18 protein-coding genes are annotated in these 22029 nt (G+C 57.7%); 14 read left to right on the top strand and 4 right to left on the bottom strand.

All coding sequences use genetic code 11. The features are described from left to right. Positions 1-2 precede the first annotated feature (2 nt). From fdx to TU84_RS03120, 13 genes are all read left to right on the top strand, one after another. A complete protein-coding gene (fdx, locus tag TU84_RS03180) occupies positions 3-344 on the top strand; it encodes an ISC system 2Fe-2S type ferredoxin (RefSeq protein WP_048367090.1) in 342 nt (113 codons plus the stop codon). Between the two features lie 96 nt (positions 345-440). Continuing rightward, positions 441-641, top strand: coding sequence for a Fe-S cluster assembly protein IscX (gene iscX, locus TU84_RS03175; RefSeq protein ID WP_048367088.1), 201 nt, complete (start codon positions 441-443; stop codon positions 639-641). 94 nt (positions 642-735) lie between these two features. Further along, the gene (gene ndk / locus TU84_RS03170; protein WP_048367087.1) at positions 736-1161 is read left to right on the top strand and encodes a nucleoside-diphosphate kinase; all 426 of its coding nucleotides are present in this window, start codon (positions 736-738) and stop codon (positions 1159-1161) included. Positions 1162-1189: 28 nt separating this feature from the next. Further along, positions 1190-2338, top strand: coding sequence for a 23S rRNA (adenine(2503)-C(2))-methyltransferase RlmN (gene rlmN / locus TU84_RS03165; RefSeq protein ID WP_048367086.1), 1149 nt, complete (start codon positions 1190-1192; stop codon positions 2336-2338). A gap of 12 nt (positions 2339-2350) precedes the next feature. Continuing rightward, positions 2351-3109 carry a type IV pilus biogenesis/stability protein PilW gene (gene pilW, locus TU84_RS03160; protein ID WP_048367085.1) on the top strand — a complete coding sequence of 253 codons (759 nt, stop codon included), beginning with the start codon at positions 2351-2353 and terminating at the stop codon, positions 3107-3109. Further along, the gene (locus TU84_RS03155) at positions 3109-4092 is read left to right on the top strand and encodes a RodZ domain-containing protein (protein ID WP_048367084.1); all 984 of its coding nucleotides are present in this window, start codon (positions 3109-3111) and stop codon (positions 4090-4092) included. Before pilW ends, TU84_RS03155 begins: the two co-directional genes overlap by 1 nt. A 3-nt stretch (positions 4093-4095) precedes the next feature. Further along, complete coding sequence (ispG, locus tag TU84_RS03150; protein WP_019408672.1) at positions 4096-5205, top strand: flavodoxin-dependent (E)-4-hydroxy-3-methylbut-2-enyl-diphosphate synthase; 1110 nt, start codon at positions 4096-4098, stop codon at positions 5203-5205. Positions 5206-5227: 22 nt separating this feature from the next. Continuing rightward, the gene (hisS, locus tag TU84_RS03145; protein ID WP_048367083.1) at positions 5228-6517 is read left to right on the top strand and encodes a histidine--tRNA ligase; all 1290 of its coding nucleotides are present in this window, start codon (positions 5228-5230) and stop codon (positions 6515-6517) included. A gap of 40 nt (positions 6518-6557) precedes the next feature. Continuing rightward, positions 6558-7199 carry a tetratricopeptide repeat protein gene (locus TU84_RS03140; RefSeq protein ID WP_048367082.1) on the top strand — a complete coding sequence of 214 codons (642 nt, stop codon included), beginning with the start codon at positions 6558-6560 and terminating at the stop codon, positions 7197-7199. Beyond that, entirely contained in the window at positions 7192-8343 is a 1152-nt protein-coding gene (gene bamB / locus TU84_RS03135) for an outer membrane protein assembly factor BamB (RefSeq protein ID WP_048367080.1), read from the top strand. Before TU84_RS03140 ends, bamB begins: the two co-directional genes overlap by 8 nt. Before the next feature lie 138 nt (positions 8344-8481). Further along, positions 8482-9951, top strand: a complete 1470-nt coding sequence (gene der, locus TU84_RS03130; protein ID WP_048367078.1) for a ribosome biogenesis GTPase Der — start codon at positions 8482-8484, stop codon at positions 9949-9951. 232 nt (positions 9952-10183) lie between these two features. Then, entirely contained in the window at positions 10184-11332 is a 1149-nt protein-coding gene (locus TU84_RS03125; protein ID WP_048367077.1) for a pyridoxal phosphate-dependent aminotransferase, read from the top strand. Continuing rightward, positions 11320-12114 carry an amidohydrolase gene (locus tag TU84_RS03120; RefSeq protein WP_048367075.1) on the top strand — a complete coding sequence of 265 codons (795 nt, stop codon included), beginning with the start codon at positions 11320-11322 and terminating at the stop codon, positions 12112-12114. Before TU84_RS03125 ends, TU84_RS03120 begins: the two co-directional genes overlap by 13 nt. A 340-nt stretch (positions 12115-12454) precedes the next feature. Here the strand turns inward: TU84_RS03120 and leuA are convergent, their stop codons facing one another. The 4 genes from leuA to xseA form a co-directional block, all read right to left on the bottom strand. Continuing rightward, a complete protein-coding gene (gene leuA / locus TU84_RS03115; RefSeq protein WP_048367074.1) occupies positions 12455-14134 on the bottom strand; it encodes a 2-isopropylmalate synthase in 1680 nt (559 codons plus the stop codon). 381 nt (positions 14135-14515) lie between these two features. Further along, entirely contained in the window at positions 14516-18751 is a 4236-nt protein-coding gene (locus TU84_RS03110; RefSeq protein ID WP_048367072.1) for a dermonecrotic toxin domain-containing protein, read from the bottom strand. A 119-nt stretch (positions 18752-18870) separates the two neighbouring features. Continuing rightward, positions 18871-19695, bottom strand: a complete 825-nt coding sequence (locus TU84_RS03105) for a peptidoglycan DD-metalloendopeptidase family protein (protein ID WP_048367070.1) — start codon at positions 19693-19695, stop codon at positions 18871-18873. A gap of 4 nt (positions 19696-19699) precedes the next feature. After that, complete coding sequence (gene xseA / locus TU84_RS03100; RefSeq protein ID WP_048367785.1) at positions 19700-21079, bottom strand: exodeoxyribonuclease VII large subunit; 1380 nt, start codon at positions 21077-21079, stop codon at positions 19700-19702. Positions 21080-21158: 79 nt separating this feature from the next. On the opposite strand from xseA, the gene TU84_RS03095 reads away from it, so the two are divergent. Further along, complete coding sequence (locus TU84_RS03095; RefSeq protein WP_048367068.1) at positions 21159-21905, top strand: sulfite exporter TauE/SafE family protein; 747 nt, start codon at positions 21159-21161, stop codon at positions 21903-21905. The last annotated feature ends 124 nt before the right edge of the window (positions 21906-22029 follow it).

The following is a 22029-nucleotide window of genomic DNA, read 5'->3' as shown; positions in this document are numbered from 1 at the left end:
CAATGCCGCAGGTCATTTTTCTGCCCCATGAGAAGTTCTGTCCGGATGGCCTGGTTGTAGAGGCTGAGCCCGGCACTTCGATCCTTGAGTTGGCGCATGAGCACCACATCGAGATGGAAAGCGCCTGTGGCGGCGTCTGTGCCTGCACCACGTGTCATTGCATCATTCGCGAAGGTTTCGACTCGCTCGAAGAAGCCGATGAGCTCGAAGAAGACTATCTGGACAAAGCCTGGGGTCTGGAAGCGCACTCGCGTCTGGCGTGCCAGGCGCTTGTCGGTGAAGAAGACCTGACCGTCGAAATCCCGAAATACTCACTCAACCATGCTGCCGAAGCGCCGCACTGATAGCGCTGCACGTCTGTAGTCGCTGACGAGGCACGAGGCTGCGATCGGGCGAAACTCGCCGATACATGGCCTCGCCAATTGCTTAAAGGAATTGTCATGAGTCTGAAATGGGTTGATGTACAAGAAATTGCTATACAGCTGGCTGAGGCTCACCCGGATGTTAATCCGCTGACGGTGAACTTCGTCAAGCTGCGTAACCTGGTTATGGCGTTGCCTGACTTTGACGACATCCCGGATCGCGGCGGGGAGAAAGTCCTCGAAGCCATTCAGGGTTTGTGGATCGAAGAGGCTGACTAAGCCCGCAACGTTCGTAATTATGCAATACCCAAGAACCCGCGTATAATTCGCGGGTTTAATTTTTCGCTTAAATCACTGTTTCTGGAGTTACACCATGGCTGTTCAACGTACTTTCTCCATCATCAAGCCTGACGCCGTTGCTAAAAACGTTATCGGCAAGATCGTTACCCGTTTCGAAGACGCTGGCCTGAAGGTTGTAGCTTCCAAACTGAAGCAACTGTCCAAAGCAGAAGCTGAAGGCTTCTACGCTGAGCACAGCGAGCGCGGCTTCTTCGCCGACCTGGTTGCTTTCATGATCTCCGGTCCAGTTGTTGTTCAGGTTCTGGAAGGCGAAAACGCTATCGCTCTGAACCGTGAGCTGATGGGCGCTACCAACCCTAAAGAAGCCGCTGCTGGCACCATCCGTGCTGACTTCGCTGAATCCATCGACGCTAACGCTGTTCACGGTTCCGACTCGGAAGCAGCCGCTGCACGCGAAATCGCTTACTTTTTCGCAGCTACTGAAGTAACCACTCGCTAAGCATTGGCTTGTGAGTGAGGGTGAAGACATGATTGCAACGACTGGCAAAACTAACCTGTTGGGTCTGACTCAGCCGGAAATGGAGAAATTCTTCGACTCAATCGGGGAGAAGCGTTTCCGTGCCGGTCAGGTCATGAAGTGGATTCACCACTTTGGCGTCGATGATTTCGACGCCATGACTAACGTCAGCAAAGCCTTGCGCGACAAGCTCAAGGCTATTGCTGAGGTTCGTGGACCTGAAGTCGTCAGCGAGGACATCTCCAGCGATGGCACCCGTAAGTGGGTGGTGCGCGTTGAGTCCGGCAGCTGCGTCGAGACCGTTTATATTCCCCAGGGCAAACGCGGCACGTTGTGCGTTTCGTCCCAGGCAGGCTGTGCCCTGGATTGCAGTTTCTGCTCCACCGGCAAGCAAGGTTTCAATAGCAACCTCACCGTGGCCGAAGTGATTGGTCAGGTGTGGATTGCCAACAAATCTTTTGGCAGCGTCCCGGCAACCATCGACCGTGCCATCACCAACGTGGTGATGATGGGCATGGGTGAGCCGCTGCTGAACTTCGACAACGTGATCGCCGCCATGCATCTGATGATGGATGACCTGGGCTATGGCATCTCCAAGCGCCGGGTGACCCTGTCCACCTCGGGCGTGGTGCCCATGATCGATGAGCTGTCCAAGCACATCGACGTGTCCCTGGCGTTGTCGCTGCACGCACCAAACGACGAACTGCGCAGTCAGTTGGTGCCGATCAACAAGAAATACCCGCTCAAAATGCTGCTTGAGTCCTGCCGCAACTACATGTCGAGCCTGGGCGAAAAGCGTGTTCTGACCGTTGAATACACCCTGCTCAAAGGCGTCAATGACCACGTCGATCATGCGGTGCAAATGATCGAACTGCTCAAGGACACGCCGTGCAAGATCAACCTGATCCCGTTTAACCCGTTCCCGCATTCGGGCTATGAGCGTCCAAGCAACAACGCCATTCGTCGTTTCCAGGAACTGCTCCAGCAAGCGGGTTACAACGTGACCGTGCGCACCACCCGTGGTGAAGATATCGATGCGGCTTGCGGGCAGTTGGTGGGTCAGGTCAATGACCGCACCCGCCGTAGCTCGCGCCTGATCGCCGCTCGCGAACTCAATGCTGAGACTGATCTGGCGCAAAACGCTGCGGCTCAGCCCTGAGAGAGGAAACCTATGATCTTGCGCGCTGCGCTCCCTGTCCTCATGGTCGGCCTCTTGGCTGGCTGTGTCTCATCGGGTGATTCAAACCCGTTGAGTAGCGACAAGGGGCGTGAAGAAGCGCGTCAGGCCTATGTTCAGCTAGGGCTTGGTTATCTCCAGCAGGGGATGGCCGAACAAGCCAAAGTCCCCCTCAGCAAAGCCCTCGAACTCAACAAGACGGACCCGGACACCAACGCCGCACTGGCCTTGGTGTTTCAGTACGAAATGGAGCCTGCGCTTGCAGAGCGAGCGTTCCAGACCGCGTTAAGCGGACGGCCGACTGACACGCGAATCATCAACAACTACGGCAGCTTCCTGTTTGAGCAACAGCGCTATCAGGACGCTTACAGCCAGTTTCTAAAAGCCTCGGCAGACAGCCTGTACCCTGAGCGTTCGCGTGTTTACGAGAACCTTGGGGTCACTTCGCTCATGCTGGGGCAGCGTGATGTGGGGCGCCAGCAGCTTGAAAAAGCCTTGCGCCTGAACCGTCAGCAACCCCGTGCACTGCTCGAAATGGCTGAGATGTCTTACGAAGACAGGCATTATGTGCCAGCACGTGACTATTACGATCGTTTTAGCCTGCTTAGCGGGCAAAATGCACGTAGTCTATTGCTCGGTGCGCGACTGGCGAGTGTTTTCGATGAGCGCACCTCCACAGCCAACTATGGCCAGCAACTACAACGACTCTATCCCGGCACGCCGGAATATCAGCAATACCTGTCGGAGCAATGATGAAAGCGGCGCAACCCGAAGTTCTAGCAGCGACTCGTGTCAATCCCGGTGAGACCTTGCGTCTGGCCCGTGAAAACAATGGATGGACCCTGGCTGAAGTCGCCCTGAAACTCAATCTCACGGCCAGTTCCTTGAGCAACCTTGAGACGGGAGCGTTCGACAAACTGCCGGGCCATACCTTTGCCCGCGGTTACATCCGCGCCTATGCCAAATTGCTTGGTATGGATCAGGCCAGCCTGGTGCATGAGTTCGACGTGTACACCGGCACCGATGCCAATGGCAGCAATGTGCACAGCCTGGGGCGTATTGAAGAGCCCGTGCGCGTGTCACATACCATTTTGCGCATCATTAGTTTGTTACTGCTCATTGCCGTCCTGGGCGGTGGTTTTTTCTGGTGGCAGGATCAAACGTCCATGCGCGCCAAGGACCTGATTGGTCTGGCTCCCGAGCACGTAGAAGTTGAAGGCGCCGATGGCACCACCCAGATCCACCCGCTCGATGAGCCGGAAGACCAGGCGGTGGCACAAGCCAATGTAGAAGGCGAAGCCGCGCCGCAACCGTCGGCAGAGCAAGCTGCCAGCACTGACCTGCCATTGCCTGCTACCGGGGCTGCTTCAACGCCAGCAGCGCCAGCCACTTCAGTGGCCCCTGTGCAGCCAGCGGCTCCAGCCGCTGCCACGCCCGTTGCTCCGGCTGCCGTACCCGCTACCCCACAAGCCGCCAGCACCGCGCCCGTTGCGGGTGCCGGTAAGGTCAATATCAACTATGTCGCTGATTGCTGGTCTCAAGTCACTGATGGCAACGGCAAAGTGCTGTTCAGTGGTCTTAAACGCAAGGGCGACACGCTTGATGTGACCGGCAAGCCGCCTTTCAGCGTCCGCCTGGGCTATGCCCGCGGCGCGCAGGTGACCTACAACGGTCAGGTTGTGGATGTGGCTCCTTTCACCAGTGGCGAGACCGCTCGCCTGAAGTTAGGTCAATAAGTCATGCACGGCGAATCACCAATTAAACGTCGCGAATCGCGCAAAATCTGGGTTGGCTCGGTACCGGTAGGCGGCGATGCCCCTATTGCTGTACAGAGCATGACCAACAGCGACACCAATGATGTGGCTGCAACAGTGGCGCAAATTAACCGCCTGGAAGCTGCGGGCGTCGATATCGTCCGGGTTTCTGTGCCGGACATGGACGCCGCTGAAGCGTTTGGCCGTATCAAGCAGTTGGTCAAAGTGCCGTTGGTCGCCGATATTCACTTCGACTATCGCATCGCACTGCGCGTGGCGGAGCTGGGCGTGGATTGCCTGCGGATCAATCCGGGCAACATCGGTCGCGAAGACCGCGTGCGTGCGGTGGTCGATGCCGCCCGCGATCGTGGTATTCCGATCCGTATTGGCGTTAACGCCGGCTCGCTCGAAAAAGACCTGCAAAAAAAATATGGCGAGCCGACACCGGCCGCATTGGTTGAGTCGGCCCTGCGTCACGTAGAGCATCTGGAACGCCTGAATTTCAAGGACTTCAAGGTCAGCGTAAAGGCCTCCGACGTGTTCATGGCCGTTGAAGCCTACCGCCTGCTGGCCAAAGAAATCGTCCAGCCACTGCACTTGGGCATCACCGAAGCCGGTGGTTTACGCTCGGGCACAGTGAAATCTGCCGTGGGCCTAGGTATGCTGCTCGCCGAGGGGATTGGCGATACTATTCGCATCTCGTTGGCAGCAGACCCGGTCGAGGAAGTAAAAGTCGGCTACGACATCCTCAAGTCCCTGCATTTACGTTCACGTGGCATAAATTTCATCGCGTGCCCAAGCTGTTCCCGGCAGAATTTCGACGTGGTGAAAACCATGAACGAACTGGAAGTACGGCTTGAAGACTTGCTGGTGCCGCTGGATGTGGCGGTGATCGGTTGTGTGGTCAACGGTCCCGGCGAAGCCAAAGAGGCTCACGTAGGGTTGACCGGCGGTACGCCCAACCTGATTTACATCGACGGCAAGCCGTCGCAAAAATTGACGAATGAAAACCTGGTGGACCAGCTTGAAAAGCTGATCCGGCAGAAGGCGGCCGACAAGGTCGAAGCTGACGCAGCCGTTATCGCGCGCGGCTAACCAAACGGATTAAGGATTTTTTGTGAGCAAGTCTCTGCAAGCCATTCGTGGCATGAATGACATCCTGCCCGAGCAGACGCCGCTGTGGCGCTACTTCGAAGGCACGGTTGCGCGTTTGCTGGATAACTACGGTTACAAGCAAATCCGTATGCCGATCGTCGAGTTCACCGAGCTGTTCAAGCGCTCGATTGGTGAAGTCACTGACATCGTCGAAAAAGAGATGTACACCTTCGAAGACCGCAACGGCGATTCGCTGACCTTGCGCCCCGAAGGGACGGCTGCCTGCGTACGTGCTGTGCTTGAGCACGGCATCACCGGCGGCGGTCAAGTGCAAAAACTCTGGTACATCGGCCCGATGTTCCGCCACGAGCGTCCACAAAAAGGCCGTTATCGCCAGTTCCATCAGATTGGGGTTGAAGTGTTCAACCTGGATGGTCCAGACATCGACGCCGAGCTGATCGTGCTGACCTGGCGCCTGTGGGGCGAGCTGGGGATCCGTGATGCGGTCAAGCTTGAGCTCAACAGCCTGGGCACCAGCGAAGCCCGTGGGCGCTACCGTGCCGCACTGGTTGATTACTTGTCCTCGCGCCTGAGCGAGCTTGACGAAGACAGCCAGCGCCGTCTGAAAACCAACCCGCTGCGGGTGCTCGACACCAAAAACGCCGACACCCAAGCGGTGCTGGTCGACGCGCCGAAACTGGTCGATTACCTCGACGAAGAATCCCGTGTGCACTTTGAGGGCCTCAAGGCTCGCCTGGATGCTGCCGGTATTCCGTACGTGATCAATCCCAAGCTTGTGCGTGGCCTCGATTACTACAGCAAAACCGTGTTTGAGTGGGTCACCGACAAGCTCGGTGCCCAGGGCACGGTGTGTGCCGGCGGTCGCTATGACGGTCTGGTTGAACAAATGGGTGGCAAGCCAACACCGGGTGTTGGCTTCGCCATGGGTATCGAGCGTCTGATTCTACTGCTCGAAACCCTGGAACAAATCCCTGAAGAAATTGCGCGTCAGGTGGATGTTTACCTGTGCGCTTTCGGTGAGGCCGCTGAACTGGCTGCCTTGGCCTTGAGCGAACGCGTTCGTGACCAGTTGCCAAACCTGCGCCTGCAAATCAATGCCGGTGCTGGCAGCTTCAAGAGCCAGTTCAAAAAGGCTGACAAGAGCGGTGCGCTGTTTGCACTGATTCTGGGTGAAGACGAATTGGCCCATCAGGTGGTAGGTGTCAAACCCCTGCGTGGCCAGGGCGAACAACAAACTATTGCCTGGGATGCTCTTTCCGAGCACTTGGCCACCTGCATCGTGCAGGGTTGAAGCTGGTTAACAGCCGATTTATCGAATAAGGAGTGTTGGGGTGTCGAGTAACGATGATGATCAGCTGGGCGAGTTGAAAGACTGGTGGCAGCGCAACGGCAAACCCCTGGTCACTGGCGGCTTGCTGGCGCTGGTGGTGGTGTTCGGCTGGCAGGCTTGGCACAAATATCAGACGAACCAGTCGCAGGGTGCGTCGATTCTCTACCAACAATTGCTTGAAACCGCACTGACGCCTACCGGGCAGCCAGATGCGGGTCGTGTGGCCGAGTTGGCCAACAAGTTGAACAGCGAGTACGGCGGTTCTGCCTACGCACAGTTTGGCGGTCTGTTTGTGGCCAAAGTGGCCGTAGACACCGGCAAGCTGGATGACGCGGCCACCGAACTCAAGGCCATTGTCGACAAACCGGCAAACCCGACCCTGGCTGAAGTGGCGCGTCAGCGTCTGGCTCAGGTGTTGGCAGCACAAGGCAAGGCAGACGAGGCCTTGAAACTGCTGGACGGCGACTCGGACAAAGCATTCCTGGCCAGCCGTGAAGAACTCAAAGGCGACCTGCTGGTACAGCAAGGCCGTACCGATGACGCACGCGCTGCCTACGAAAAAGCCAAGGCTGCACTGTCTGATGAGGCAGCGGTAGGTGGCTTACAAATCAAGCTCGATGACCTGGCCAAAGGGGATGCGTGAAGTGATGCGTTGGAAACATGCGGCATTGCTGGCTCTGGTCGTTTTGGCCGCGGGTTGCAGCAGCAACAGCAAAAAAGAACTTCCGCCAGCTGAGCTGACGGACTTCAAAGAAGAAGTCGTTCTGCAAAAGCAGTGGGACCGTTCGATCGGTGACGGCCAGGGTAAAACCTACAACATGCTGACGCCAGCGGTTGAAGGTAATACCATCTACGCCGCTGACGTGAACGGTATCGTGATGTCGCTCGACCGCATGAACGGCGACGTTCAGTGGAAGAAAGACCTCGAGCTGCCTGTTTCCGGCGCAGTGGGTGTTGGCTATGGCCTGCTCATGCTCGGCACTCTGCAGGGTGATGTGATTGCCCTCGACGCCAGCACCGGCGAAGAAAAGTGGCGCGCTCGCGTTAACAGCGAAGTGCTTGCACCGCCTGCCAACAACGGTGACGTTGTGGTGGTTCAGACCCAGGACGACCACCTGATTGGCCTGGATGCGTCCACCGGCAATCAGCGCTGGATCTACGACAGCACGCCGGGTGTTCTGACCCTGCGTGGTACGGGCGCACCGCTGGTGACCAATCATCTGGCAATTGCAGGTCTTTCGACCGGTAAAGTCGTTGCTCTGGATACCCAAAACGGCGTGCCGGTATGGGAAAGCCGTGTGGCTGTACCACAAGGCCGTTCGGAACTGGAGCGCATCGTCGATATTGACGGTGGTCTGCTGTTGTCCGGTGGCACCTTGTACGTCGCCAGCTATCAGGGCCGCATGGCGGCACTGGAACTGGAAAGCGGCCGTGTGCTGTGGCAGCGTGATGCTTCCAGCTACGCGGGTGTCGCCCAAGGTTTTGGCAACGTCTACATCAGCATGGCTTCCGGCACCGTAGAAGGCGTTGACGAACGTTCGACCACCGTCCTGTGGAGCAACGATGCACTGGCCCGCCGTCAATTGTCGGCACCAGAAGTCTTCTCCAGCTATGTCGCCGTTGGTGACTTCGAAGGCTATCTGCACCTGTTGAGCCAGGTTGATGGCCGCTTTGTTGGCCGTACCCGCATTGACAGCGACGGTCTTCGGGCGCGTCCGCTGGTGGTCGGTGACATGATTTACGTGTTTGGTAACAGCGGCAAACTGGAAGCCCTGACCATTCGCTAAGGCGTCTATGCTTGAGACTCTAGAGTCTCAAGCAGCCTTGCTCTTGCAAGGTTTGCGGCACATTTGTGCTGTTCCGAACTCTGGCCGCTGCCTTGCAGCGGCTTTTGTATTTTCTGAAATAACGAAGTGGAGAGCCGCATGGTTCCCGTAATCGCCCTGGTGGGCCGACCCAATGTCGGCAAGTCCACCTTGTTCAACCGCCTGACCAGGACTCGTGACGCCATCGTCGGCGACTTGTCCGGTCTAACCCGTGATCGCCAATACGGTGAGGCCAAGTGGCAAGGGCGTTCCTACATTTTGGTCGACACCGGCGGTATCTCCGGTGACGAGCACGGTATGGACGAAAAAATGGCCGAGCAGTCGCTGCTGGCCATCGAAGAAGCTGATGTCGTTCTGTTCCTGGTAGATGCCAAAGCGGGTTTCACTGCCGCTGACCAGATGATCGGCGAGCACCTTCGCAAACGTAACAAGCGCTCTTATGTCGTCGCCAACAAGGTCGACAACATCGACCCGGACATGGCGCGTGCCGAGTTCGCACCCTTGGGCATGGGCGACGCGATCCCGATCGCTGGCGCACATGGTCGTGGCATCTCGCAGTTGCTGGAAATTGCCCTGGGTGATTTCCCGCGTGACTCTGAAGAGCCAGAAGAAGGCGAAGAAGAAGTCGTTCTCGAAGGTGAGGAAGCCAAGCGCATTCCTGGCCCAAGCGAAAAAGACGGTATCAAAATCGCAATCATCGGTCGCCCTAACGTCGGTAAATCGACGCTGGTTAACCGCATGCTCGGTGAAGACCGCGTTATCGTTTATGACCAGCCCGGCACCACTCGCGACAGTATCTACATCCCGTTTGAGCGTAATGACGAGAAGTACACGCTGATCGACACCGCCGGTGTGCGCAAGCGCGGCAAGATCCACGAAGAAGTTGAAAAATTCTCCGTGGTCAAAACCCTGCAAGCGATCAAAGACGCCAACGTGGTGATCTTTGTGATGGACGCCCGTGAAGGCGTGGTAGACCACGACCTGAACCTGCTGGGCTTTGCCCTGGAAGCCGGTCGTGCACTGGTGATCGCAGTCAACAAGTGGGACGGCATGACCCCAAGCGAACGCGAGTTCGTGAAGGTCGAACTGACCCGTCGCCTGTTCTTCGTTGACTTCGCCGACATCCACTTCATTTCGGCACTGCACGGCACTGGCGTGGGTAACTTGTACCAATCGGTGCAGAACTCCTTCAAGTCGGCTGTTACGCGCTGGCCGACCAACCGTCTGACCCAGATCCTTGAAGACGCGGTCAGCGAGCACGCGCCACCGATGGTTAACAGCCGCCGGATCAAGCTGCGTTACGCCCACTTGGGTGGTGCCAACCCGCCGATCATCGTGATCCACGGTAACCAGGTTGAGAAGGTTCCGAAGTCTTACGTGCGTTACCTCGAAAACACCTACCGTCGTGTCTTGAAGCTGGTCGGTACACCGATCCGCATCGAGTTCAAAGGTGGCGAGAACCCGTACGAAGCCAACAAGAACTCCTTGACCGACCGCCAGGTCAACAAGAAGCGCCGCATGATGTCGCACCACAAAAAAGCCGACAAAAAGCGTAGAGACAAGCGCTAACGCGCTGAAGAGGGTTCCTTTGGGAGAATGCTGCTTGTAGGAGCGAGCTTGTCTCGCGATCTTTTGAACGTTTGAAAGATCGCGAGACGAGCTCGCTGCTACCGTTCAGATTGCAGGTGGCTGCACTGACGGGCATCACACCTTTAGGAGCCCTTTTTCGTGTCTGGCGTTTGGGCTATTCTCGCTAGGTCCTGTGCCGTAGTCAGAGCCGGGAACTCATCAGGGAACGGCCATGATTATCAGCAAGTTGCCGAATGTCGGCACCACCATCTTCACGCGCATGTCGCAACTCGCGGCTGAAACCGGCGCGCTCAACTTGTCTCAGGGTTTTCCTGACTTTGATGGCCCGCAAGCGTTGCGCGATGCCGTCGGCCGACACATCGCCAGTGGTCACAACCAATATTCGCCCATGACCGGCTTACCTGCCTTGCGTACACAAGTGGCGGCCAAAATTGCCCGCAGTTATGGCGTGCACGTGGATGCCGATACCGAGGTGACCATCACTCCGGGCGCTACCCAAGCCATCTTCTGTGCCATCCAGGCGGTGATTCACGCCGGCGACGAAGTTATCGTGTTCGACCCGTGCTACGACAGCTATGAACCTTCGGTAGAGTTGGCCGGCGGTCGTTGCGTGCATGTGCAGTTGGGGCTCGACGACTTCTCTATCGACTGGCAAAAACTCACCGACGCGCTGACGCCGCGCACCCGCATGATCATCCTCAACACCCCGCACAACCCGAGCGGCGCGTTGATCAGCCGTGCAGAACTGGACCAGTTGGCGGCCTTGATTGCCGATCGCGACATCTACCTGATCAGCGATGAGGTGTACGAGCATCTGGTGTACGACGGCGTGCCTCACGTCAGTGTTTTGTCACACCCCGAGCTGTACCATCGTGCTTTCGTTGTCAGCTCGTTCGGCAAGACCTACCACGTGACAGGTTGGAAAACCGGTTATGTGGTGGCGCCGCCCGCGTTGACCGCCGAGTTGCGCAAGGTGCACCAATACGTGAGTTTTTGCGGTGTGACGCCGTTGCAGTACGCATTGGCCGACTATATGGCGGCCAGCCCCGAGCACGTTGAAGAACTGCCCGGGTTTTACCAGGCCAAGCGTGATCTGTTCTGTGATCTGTTAAAGCCATCGCGTTTTACCTTCACGCCGGTAGCAGGTACGTACTTCCAGTTGGTCGACTACGCTCACATTCGTCCGGACCTCAATGACGTCGACATGGCCGTATGGCTGACCCGTGAACACGGTGTGGCGACCATTCCGGTGTCGGTGTTCTACCAGACCCCGCCCGAAGGGCAGCGGCTGGTCCGTCTGTGTTTTGCCAAACGCGAGGAGACGCTGCGCGAAGCAGCAGAGAAACTATGCGTGATCTAAGAGGTTTACCCGATTTAACCCTGGCGCTGGTGCAAACCACCTTGGCGTGGCACGACCGTCAGGCTAATTTCGAGCACTTCGAGGAGTTGCTTGAACAGGCCCGTGGCGCAGACCTGGTGGTGTTGCCAGAAATGTTCACCACCGGTTTCAGCATGGAGTCCGAGACCCTCGCCGAGCCAGAGGGCGGGCCGGCCACAAAGTGGTTACGAGCCCAGGCGGCAAAACTCAATGCGGTGGTGACTGGCAGTGTCATCGTCCAGGCGGCAGACGGCAGCCACCGCAATCGCCTGCTGTGGGCGCGGCCTGATGGTGAAGTGCTGCACTACGACAAACGCCATTTGTTCCGGATGGCTGGTGAGCACGAGCACTTTACGCCGGGCGAGCGGCAGGTTCAGTTTGAGGTCAAAGGCTGGCGTATCCGCCCGTTGATTTGCTACGACTTGCGCTTCCCGGTGTGGAGCAGCGACCCCCATGACACAGACTTGCTGCTCTACACGGCCAACTGGCCGGGTGCGCGCCGTTTGCACTGGAACCGCCTGTTACCGGCCCGAGCGATTGAAAACCTCTGCTACGTCGGCGCGGTAAACCGCGTTGGGACCGATGGCAAAGGGTTGGTCTACAGCGGCGACAGCCAGATCCTCGACTTCCAGGGCGAAACCTTGCTCAGCGCGGGCGAGGCCGACGGCGTGTTCCAGGTCAGCCTGAGCGCAAGCGAATTGGGTGCCTACCGTGAACGCTTCCCGGCGTACATGGATGCTGACAACTTCGACCTGAAGTACTGATACACCTCGCGATCTTTTAAAAGATCGCGAGCTGCGTACGCCCGTAGCAGTTGACGAGCCTTGCGAGGCTACGTCCGGCTGTAGTCGCTGACGAGGCACGAAGGCTGCGAAAGATCAAAAGATCGCAGCCTGCGGCAGCTCCTACAGGGGATCATGCATCGCAGACATTCCCCGTAGCAGTTGACGAGCTTTGCGAGGCTACGTCCGGCTGTAGTCGCTGACGAGGTACGAAGGCTGCGAAAGATCAAAAGATCGCGAGGCAAGCTCGCTCCTACAAAAGCGTCAACAAAAAAGGCCCTGAGGTTCGCACCTCAGGGCCTTTTTGCGTTTCAGCAGACGTTTAGGCAGCTTTAGCGTCGGCTTCGCTCAGTGAGCGGTTCAGGGCGCTGAACAGGGCCTTGAAGCTGGCGGTGGTGATGTTTTCATCGATGCCCACACCATGCACAGCACGCTCACCATTCACCCGCAGCTCGATGTAAGCAGCGGCTTTGGCGTTGGTGCCAGCACCGATGGCATGCTCGTTGTAGTCCATGATTTCAGCTTTGACCGGCAGGCCGGCAACCAGGGCTTCCAGGGCGCCATTGCCTTTGCCGTTCCAACGCAGGTTGGTCTCACCAGCGCCTTTGGCCGACACTTCAACCTCAACCGCGCTGTGGCCGTTTTCTTCCTGCAGGCGATGACTAACCAGCGCGTACGGGGTGTTGGCTTGCAGATACTCGCTGTGCAACAAGCTGTGGATCTGCTGCGCGGTCATTTCAAGGCCAAGACGGTCGGTCTCACGCTGAACCACCTGGCTGAACTCGATCTGCATGCGGCGTGGCAAGCTGATGCCGTATTCCTGCTCCAGCAGGTAAGCAATCCCGCCTTTACCGGACTGGCTGTTCACCCGAATCACGGCCTCATAGCTACGGCCAATGTCTGCCGGGTCGATCGGCAAGTACGGGACTTCCCACAGGGCGTCGGGCTTCTGCTGGGCGAAACCTTTGCGGATGGCGTCCTGGTGCGAGCCCGAGAACGCAGTGTGGACCAAGTCGCCCACATACGGATGGCGAGGGTGAACCGGGATCTGGTTGCACTCTTCAACGACTTTACGCACGCCGTCAATGTCAGAGAAGTCCAGCTGCGGGTCGAGGCCTTGGGTGTACATGTTCAGGGCTACGGTCACCAGGTCAACGTTGCCGGTGCGCTCGCCGTTACCGAACAGGCAGCCTTCGACGCGGTCTGCACCGGCCATCAAGCCCAACTCAGTGGCGGCAACACCGGTGCCACGGTCGTTGTGGGTGTGCAGGCTGATGATCACGCTGTCACGGCGGTTGATGTGGCGACCGAACCATTCAATCTGGTCGGCATAGATGTTCGGGGTGGCGCACTCAACGGTGGCAGGCAAGTTGAGGATCACTTTGTGCTCAGGCGTCGGGTTCCAGACCTCGATCACCGCGTCACACACTTCCTTGGCGAACTCCAGCTCAGTGGCGCTGAAGGTCTCTGGGGAGTATTCAAAAGTCCACTGGGTTTCTGGCTGTTGAGCGGCGTATTTGACGAACAGCTTGGCCGCGCTGACGGCGATTTCTTTGATGCCGTCCTTGTCCTGGTTGAACACGATGCGGCGGAACGACGGCGAGGTCGCGTTGTACAAGTGCACGATGGCTTTTTTCGCGCCGCGCAGCGATTCGAATGTCCGTGCGATCAGGTCTTCACGGCCTTGGGTCAACACCTGAATAGTGGTGTCGTCCGGGATGTGGCCGTCTTCGATCAACGTACGCACGAAGTCAAAGTCGGTCTGCGAAGCAGCCGGGAACGACGCCTCAATTTCTTTAACGCCAACGCTGACCAGGGTCTTCCAAAAGCGCAGTTTTTTCACTGCATCCATCGGCTCGATCAGCGACTGGTTGCCGTCGCGCAGGTCAGAGCTGCACCAGATCGGCGCTTGGGTGATGGTTTTCGATGGCCAGGTACGGTCAGGTAAATCAATGACCGGAAAGGCGCGATATTTGGAAGAGGGGTCTTTGAGCATGGTCATCAGGCAATCCTTTAATGTGCGGGCCGTATAGAGACAAGTGGCTCGCTGAAGAAATACAAAGCAGGGGGGACGAGGCAGCGCGTTTCAGCTTTGCAGTCGTGCACTGACGAGGCAGAGGCTTCGGTGCTGGCGTAATTGAATGAGGGTATGAGGTGTTTTCATAGGCTCAACCCTAACCATTGCGAAAGACGTTGGCAAGCGGCCTGAAAAACATTAGGAGAATTGCGCGTTTAAAGCAAAAAATCGAATTTATATGGCGTCTTCTAGGATTAACAGTGAACAAAATTGTTCATATAAGGCGTATGGCATTCATCTTGTGCTGCAAAAGTATTTCGCTGATTACCGAAACCCGGCCAGCTAACGAACTGGCCGGTTACTGCCCTACGTCCTGCAAATAAAGCCCTGTGTGAGGCCGTAGGGCGGTGTGTTCTGGACGCCTCCCACAAAGGTCATGAGTTTGCCCTCGGCCCGTGCATTGGTGAGCGCCAGGGACAAGGGGGACAACGGGTTCTTATTGATCATAAGGGTGACCGCATCCTCCAGCTCGATGACAAGCGCCAGCTCCGCTCCGACCGCTCTGTGCAACTGCATGAAGTTGATGGTTTGCGCGCCTGTTCGCTTGAACACCAACTCACTGACCCCGGGGATGTCCGCATAAATGGTGTAGCCGAGCCGCTGAAGCAGGCTACGCATGACTTCATTGAGTCCAGCGGCATTGCTCAGTTTTAATAAATCGCCGGCTTTCAATGAAAAGTCGATCCGGTCAAACCAGGTCGGTGAAGCGCGTGTTCGAACCAGTAACGTTTTAGGGCGAATGCCCAAGGCTGGCGTCAAGAGGGCCAAGGGATCACGCAATGCTCCCGAGCCATGTGGCAGATGGCCGGAAAACCAGCCATACAACGTTTCGGTCAACGTGCGCATACGGGTTTGTGTGAGCAACCAAGTGGTGCTGTCGGACAACATAAATAGACGCTTGGCCACTACCTGTGCAGAGTCTGGCGTCAGGCCCGGCAGAGACTTGAGGACGTATTGCCAGATCGGCTTTTGCAGCAGCGGCTCCTTGATCGCCCACGCTCCTCCCTCAAATTCGGCCAGGCGCGGTTGCAAGTACTTGTTTTTCAAGATCAGCTTTTCCAGTTGCTCATAGGTCGAGATCACCTGACCAGGCTTTTTCAAGTACACCTGTATATCCAGTGGCAGGTTGCCCTGAGGCAAAATGTCGAACCACTTGCTGTCTTTTTTAATCACTCGAAGATTAGAGCCGCTGCCTATTTCAGAAATGGGCGGATTCAGGCTGACCGAGGTATAAGTTTCGCCGGGAACGGTTCGGGCCCAGTTTTGCCACTCGTTACTGCTGACAGTGCCTGGTGCGTTAGTGCCGCTGGAGGGAACCGGTTGAGTCGGTTTAGGTTGTACCGGCTCATCATCCACAATGGGCCGCTTGCGCTTGTTGCTTAACGGGACGGCGCTCGAAGTGCCGGGCTCAGGGGTGAGGGCTTGTGCTGGGGCACCATCTAGCCCTGGCTTGAGGTAGTGCTGGGCCCACCGGGGCAGCTCTCTATGCTCGACCAGGAACTCGGCCAGATAAAGTTCCATCTTGTCTCGGCGAGGTGCAGGAAAGTTGTATTGGTCGAGCAGCTTTTTGGCCTCATCCAGGGTAAAGCGTGGGAAAGCCTCACGTACCTTGAAAGTGGCCAGCGAATATGTCCCGCCCCCCAGCACGCTCAACTCCGGTGTGCCGATACGCCACAGACCATCCGTGCCCTGACGAATCGCAGAGCGGTACCAAGCGCGCGGGCGACGCATATCCATTACTCGCCAAGTCAGGCGGTCCGCGTCATACACCACCTGAAACCAATGCTTTTGCTGCTGGATAAAGTATTGGGAGAAACCGCCGTGTTTCGGCGTCCTTTCATAGATGCCTGCATAGGCGCCGTCTGTGCGCTTTGTCAGCCCTTCGACGCCCTGTTTGTAGGCCAATTTCGGATGCAAGGCCAACGTTCCTTTCGCGGGTAATTTGGCGAGAGCGGTCCCGATGTCCACCCCGGCATCCACCCAGCGCTCAATCATGCCGACAAAATGCCCAATCGCTTCACTCTGATTGCCGCGTTTCAGCGCATCAAAGCCATGCCACATCTCGATCAAACTGCGTCCCAGGGCAATCATGGCCGTGACCTTAAATGGCAGGATAATCGTGACGATGTCCACCGCTGTTTCTATGCCGCTCCACACGGCCAGACGGTTGCTTTCTGTGGTCGACAGGCTCAAGGCATCTGCGCTGGCCAAGGCATGCTCGATCTCGGCCAAACAGGTTTTCTCAATGAAGTCGCCGGTAATCGCGGTGTCCCGAACATCGGCTGCTCTGAGCCCTTCAGTCACCCGTTGCTGGACTCGGGCTTGAGCGCCTTCGCTGACGCGTCCAATCAGATAGCCGGCCATTTCAGGGGCATTGAGGAATTTATTCGCCATGTGCGCGCGATTTTCAAACTCGCGAAACCGCTTGCCGTCAGGTGCTTCAGGGGTATAGACAACCATGGCGCTGACGGACGACAGCGGTTGCGGTGTGATGAGGTTCAATTCCAAAGGGTCAGGCGCATAAGCCCCTGAAGGCGGTGCCAGGATAATCAGCACCCCGCGTACTGTGGCCTCACTGATCAGCAATTGATGAACCTTCAGGCGATGCCCTTCAACCATGGCGGGAATTTCAGGGGCATCAACCTCGTTCAGAACGGCCTCAACCCAGCGATAACCGCGGTCCAGGCGATCTGGCGAGAAGTCACCGGAAATCTTCGCTTCAAGTGCATCAACGCGCATCTGGGCGATCAGCAATTGAGCGGCAGTATCGCGACGAGAGAGGGCTTGGGGGGACTCGATGAACCGGTCCCGCAAGAAGGCCTCATAGCTATCGCCAATATTCACCGTGCGAACGATGTGCTTGATTTGTGCAGCGCTCAACGCGTCCATTCGTGGTCCATCGGCGCTGCCCGTTGAGACGGTGGCGGTTAATGCGTAGTCAATGTCCAGGCTACCGACGTTCTCCAGGGCCAGTTGCGACAGTGTTCGGGACGTACTGACCAGCTTGATGGACGGGCCGGTACGCGACAGGCTGTTCACCGCCGTGTAGGACGAGGAGGCATAGGCACTGATCGGGATAATGGGGCCTGAACCGCGCTCGGCCACCGTTGTGGTGATAAAGACGGTGTCCGGGTCAACGATCAGGCCATATTCTGCCTGGATGTAGTTCTGCAACTGATCGTGGGCGTAGCGCAGCAAAAACGCTCTGTCGCCATATTGATGGGCTGAGGGCTCGCCATTGTCGTTGGCAATGAAACTGAGGGTTCGGTAATGCGCAGCCGCCTCAAACCAGGCCTGACGGTCAGCATCGTTGGCTTTAAGCAGCCATTGGCGGGTCTTTTTTCCTAAAAACTTGGCGATACGTGCATTGAGGGCGCTCGCCTGTTTGAAGCGTGGAGCGTAGTCCAGCACATACTCCAGGTGTTCACTCAATTGGGCGGGCGAAACCGTTTTGGCTAACGACAGCGCGTGTTCCAGATTGGCTTGACGCTGATCGTCATGCACCTTGAGCCAATACTCAAACACTGAGCCGTGAATCTCCTTAAACGTGAATTCAAGAGAAGTTTCAGCCTTTTCAGACAGCGCCTGAACCCGCATCAGATCAGTGGGGGACAAGAGCTCCAGTAATGATTCGAATTCAGCGATTTCCGTGTGACGGCGGTTAAGTTCGACCTCTAATGTCTGCAGCGAAGCAAAGCCCTGCAAACCACCTGAAGGGGTGTACAACACAGCCTCACCGGCATTGGCTTTGGCGTTGATCTCAACTTCTGTCGTTTTGTCAGAAAGGCGAGTCATGCCTGATGCGTCAAGGGTTGCGGAGCCGTCGCGCGCGGTCATGACCCAGGCACCCGCGAAGGCAATCGGTGGCTCTTTTGACAGGTCCTTAAGTATCAGGGCATAAACCGCCGGGCGCGAACTGACCGGGAGCGCAGCTCGGGTGCTCAGCGACGGGTAACGCACCACATTATTGATCAGTTGCACCTGGCCCGGTGTCAGCGTGGCATCGTGGGACAGCAGTTCGGTTTCAGCCTTGAGCACGTCTTTGAGCTTGTCGAGCAGCCAGGATTTGCGCGATTGAGTGCCGGTTTGGCTGCTTTTATCCTGCCAAAACTGCGCTGTGTGGGTCTTGCAGTCACTGGCAAAAAAACGTCGCGCGCGGGATATAAAGCTCTGCAAGTCGCCCACTTTCACAGTGACGGGCGATGAATCATCCACAACCTTAAGCGTGGCCTTCAGCAGGTTGAATTCCGGCGCATGGCCGTCACACAGCGCCTGTAGCAGGATATCCAGCACACTGGAGAGCTGCGTATCACCCTCTTCACTGATCAGCAATTGCTCAGGATCAAGCGTCTGCGTGGCGTGGGTAAACGTCGCCTTCAGCTCGCTGTGTATAAATGAGTGGAGGGTGGGTTGCTCAGCCAGCAGGGTCTGGATCTGAGTGTCGATTTGCACCCATTTTTTGACACGGTCTTGCTCGTCCTGGGCGCTGACCGCAATCAGGTCGGCGCTCAAGTCTTGGGATAAATGAAATACATCACTCATGGGTTACACCTCACAGAGAAAGTTGTGAGGAGTATCTGCCCCGGCTTGACTGCGCCTGACATACATAACTAGTGCGGGGAGGTTTGCTCACGAGCAGTGACCAAACCCCGGCGTTTTCGCTAAGGCTGAAAGGCCCCGATAAAGATCGCCGGGTCTACCCGGGCGTCGTTCAGGCTGACGTTCCAGTGCATATGTGGCCCGGTGGCGCGACCGGTTGAGCCGACTTTGCCGACCACATCGCCACGCGCCAGTTGCTGGCCGAGCTTGGCGTCGATTTTCGACATGTGGCAGAACATGCTGATAAAGCCCTGCCCGTGATCGACAAACACGGTGTTGCCATTAAAAAAGTAGTTGCCGATCAGGATGACTTTGCCGGCGGCCGGGGTTTTGATCGGTGTACCTGCGGGCACGGCAAAGTCCAGGCCCGCATGCGGGTTGCGCTCTTCGCCATTGAAGAAGCGGCGCACGCCAAACTTGCTCGACAGCGGGCCGTTGACGGGCTTGTCCAGCAGCAAGTTGCTGGGCGTGTTCGGGCTGAAGGTGCGGTACGCCTTGATCTGCACCGCCAGCTCGTTGTCGATGCGTTTGAGGTCGTCCGGGTTGGGGTTGACCTGGCGCTGGTTTTTCAGGGTGATGTGCTGCTCGGGGTACTTCTTGTTGCCCACGCTGAAGTTCAGGTTTCGGCCGTTGGCGTTCAGGGTTTGCGTACCCGGCTTGACGGTCAGCGGGATGCCGACAATGGCGCGCCAGGTGTCTTGCTCTTTGACTACCAACACCGGTTTGCCATCGTATTTGGCCTCTGGGCGTTGCGCGCCGGTGCCCAGGTCGATCACTGCCACGCCGCCCGGTACCGGCTTGTTGAGCAGTCGGGTGATGTAGCTGTCGGCGGCCGAGGCATTGAAAGCAAGGCACAGCAATAAAGCAGCAGTTAAAAAGCGTGGCATCAGCTCAATCCAGTAAAGAAAGGGTCACGGGTGTCAGGTGGTTGTCTTCAACCCGCACCTGCAATTCGCCTTCGCCCAGTCGTGCCTTCAGGCGCTGGCCATTGTGGGTCTGTTCGGCGCTTCGAATGGCATTGCCGCGCTCATCGAGCAAAATGCTGTAGCCGCGACCCAAGGTGGCCAGCGGGCTGACCACGTGCAGGGTTTGCATCTGGCTGTGCAGCGTCAGACGACGGGCCTTGAGACCTTCGCGCATCGCCCGTGGCAGGCGCTCAGCAAGGCTGTCCAGGCGCTGGCGGAGCAAGGTTAGCTGACGACCCGGATGTTGCGCTGACAGGCGTGTTTCTAGACGTATCAAGCGCTCACGGCGGGTATTGAGGCTGCGCTCAAACGCGCGGCGCATGCGCATGTCCAGATCGTCGAGGCGCTGTGCCTGCTGGCGCAGTCGTTCACCCGGATGGCGCAGGCGCCGGGCCAGCCCATCGAGGCGCAGGCGATCGCGCATCAGGCGGTCGCGGATACGCATGATAAGTCGGCGCTGCAGGCTGTCGACCCGGCGTTGCAGGTCGCTGGCATCCGGCGCCAGTAATTCGGCCGCAGCAGACGGCGTCGGCGCCCGCACGTCGGCAACAAAGTCACTGATCGACACATCGGTTTCGTGCCCGATGGCACTGACGATCGGCGTCACACAGGCGTCCACCGCCCGTGCAACGGCTTCTTCGTTAAAGCACCACAGGTCTTCGAGCGATCCGCCGCCCCGGGCCAGAATCAAGGCGTCAAAGCCCCGCGCATCGGCCAGTTTTAAAGCCCGGACAATTTGCGCGGTGGCTTCGCGGCCCTGCACGGCAGTGGGGATCAAGGTCAGTTCTACTTGCGGTGCGCGGCGGCGGAACACGCTGATGATGTCGCGGATCACCGCCCCGGTTGGCGAACTGATGATGCCAATGCGCTGCGGGTGAGCCGGCAGCGGGACTTTGCGTTCGGCACTGAACAAGCCTTCGGCGCTGAGTTTCTCTTTAAGGGCATCAAAGGCCAGACGCAATGCGCCATCACCGGCGGGCTCGACGGTATCGAGGATTAACTGGTAATCGCCGCGCCCTTCAAACAGCGAGACCTTGCCGCGTACTTTGACCGCCAGGCCGTCTTTCAGCGCCTGGCGCACCCGTGCGGCGTTGTTGCGAAACAACGCGCAGCGCACTTGGGCACCGCTGTCTTTAAGGGTGAAGTAAATGTGCCCAGACGCCGGGCGGGCGAGGTTGGAGATTTCGCCCTCGACCCAGATATTGCTGAACACGTCTTCGAGCAAGACCCGCGCGCGGCCGTTGAGCTGGCTGACGGTCAGGACTTCCCGGTCGAGATTGAGTCGTGCAAAAGGATCTTTAATCATGCCGGCCATCATAAGGGCGGATTGTTTTGACTGCACCTGCTGGTTAAAGTCCGCGCTCCAAAAATAAGGAAGCGCAGCAATGGATTTGCCTTTTACCGGCGGTGAGTGGGTATTGATTGAGCTGGCTGTGGCGCTGGCTTACATCGTGTTTGGTGTGGCGGGGTTTGGTACGGCACTGGTGGCCGGGCCCATTTTGATCCTGTGCCTGCCGCTGTCGAAGATTATCCCGCTGCTGGTGCTGCTGGATTTTGTCGCCGCCTTTGGTAACTGGTTGCCCGCCCGTCGTGACGTGGCTCGTCCGGAGTTGCTGCGCTTGCTACCGTGCATGGCCGTCGGTTGCATCATCGGCGTGGTGTTTTTGCTCAACCTGCAATCCGACCTGTTGCTGCTGTTGATGGGCGTGTTTGTCAGCGCTTATGCGGTGTACAGCCTGGCGGTAAAAGTGCGGCCCAGCCAAGTGGCGGCGGGGTGGGCGGTGCCGACCGGGGTCATAGGCGGGTTATTCGGTGCGCTATTTGGCAGCGGCGGTTTTTTATACGCGCTGTACCTGAACGCGCGGCTGACCAAGGACGCAGCGCGGGCCACGCAAAGTGCGTTGATCAGTTGCAGCACCGTGGTGCGTTTGAGCTTGTTCGTGATCGCGGGCGTGTACACCGACGGCGAGTTGTTATGGTTGGCCGCCTTTCTGTTACCGGCCATGGCGCTGGGGCTGTGGATAGGGCGTAAACTGGCGATCAAATTGTCCCGCGAGGCGTTTGTCCGGCTGGTGACCTGGCTGGTGCTGGCCAGCGGCGTTGCGCTGATTGCGCGCTATTTGAGTGCTTGACCACAGAATTATCCTTTCCGACACCTTGTGGGAGCGGGCTTGCTCGCGATGTAGGCAACTCGGTTAGCCAGACCCACCGCGCAGATTCCATCGCGAGCAAGCCCGCTCCCACGGGTGATAGATT

The sequence above is a fragment of the Pseudomonas helleri genome (assembly GCF_001043025.1).
Taxonomy (GTDB): Bacteria; Pseudomonadota; Gammaproteobacteria; order Pseudomonadales; family Pseudomonadaceae; genus Aquipseudomonas; species Aquipseudomonas helleri.
This window is presented reverse-complemented; position numbering and strand designations above follow the sequence as displayed.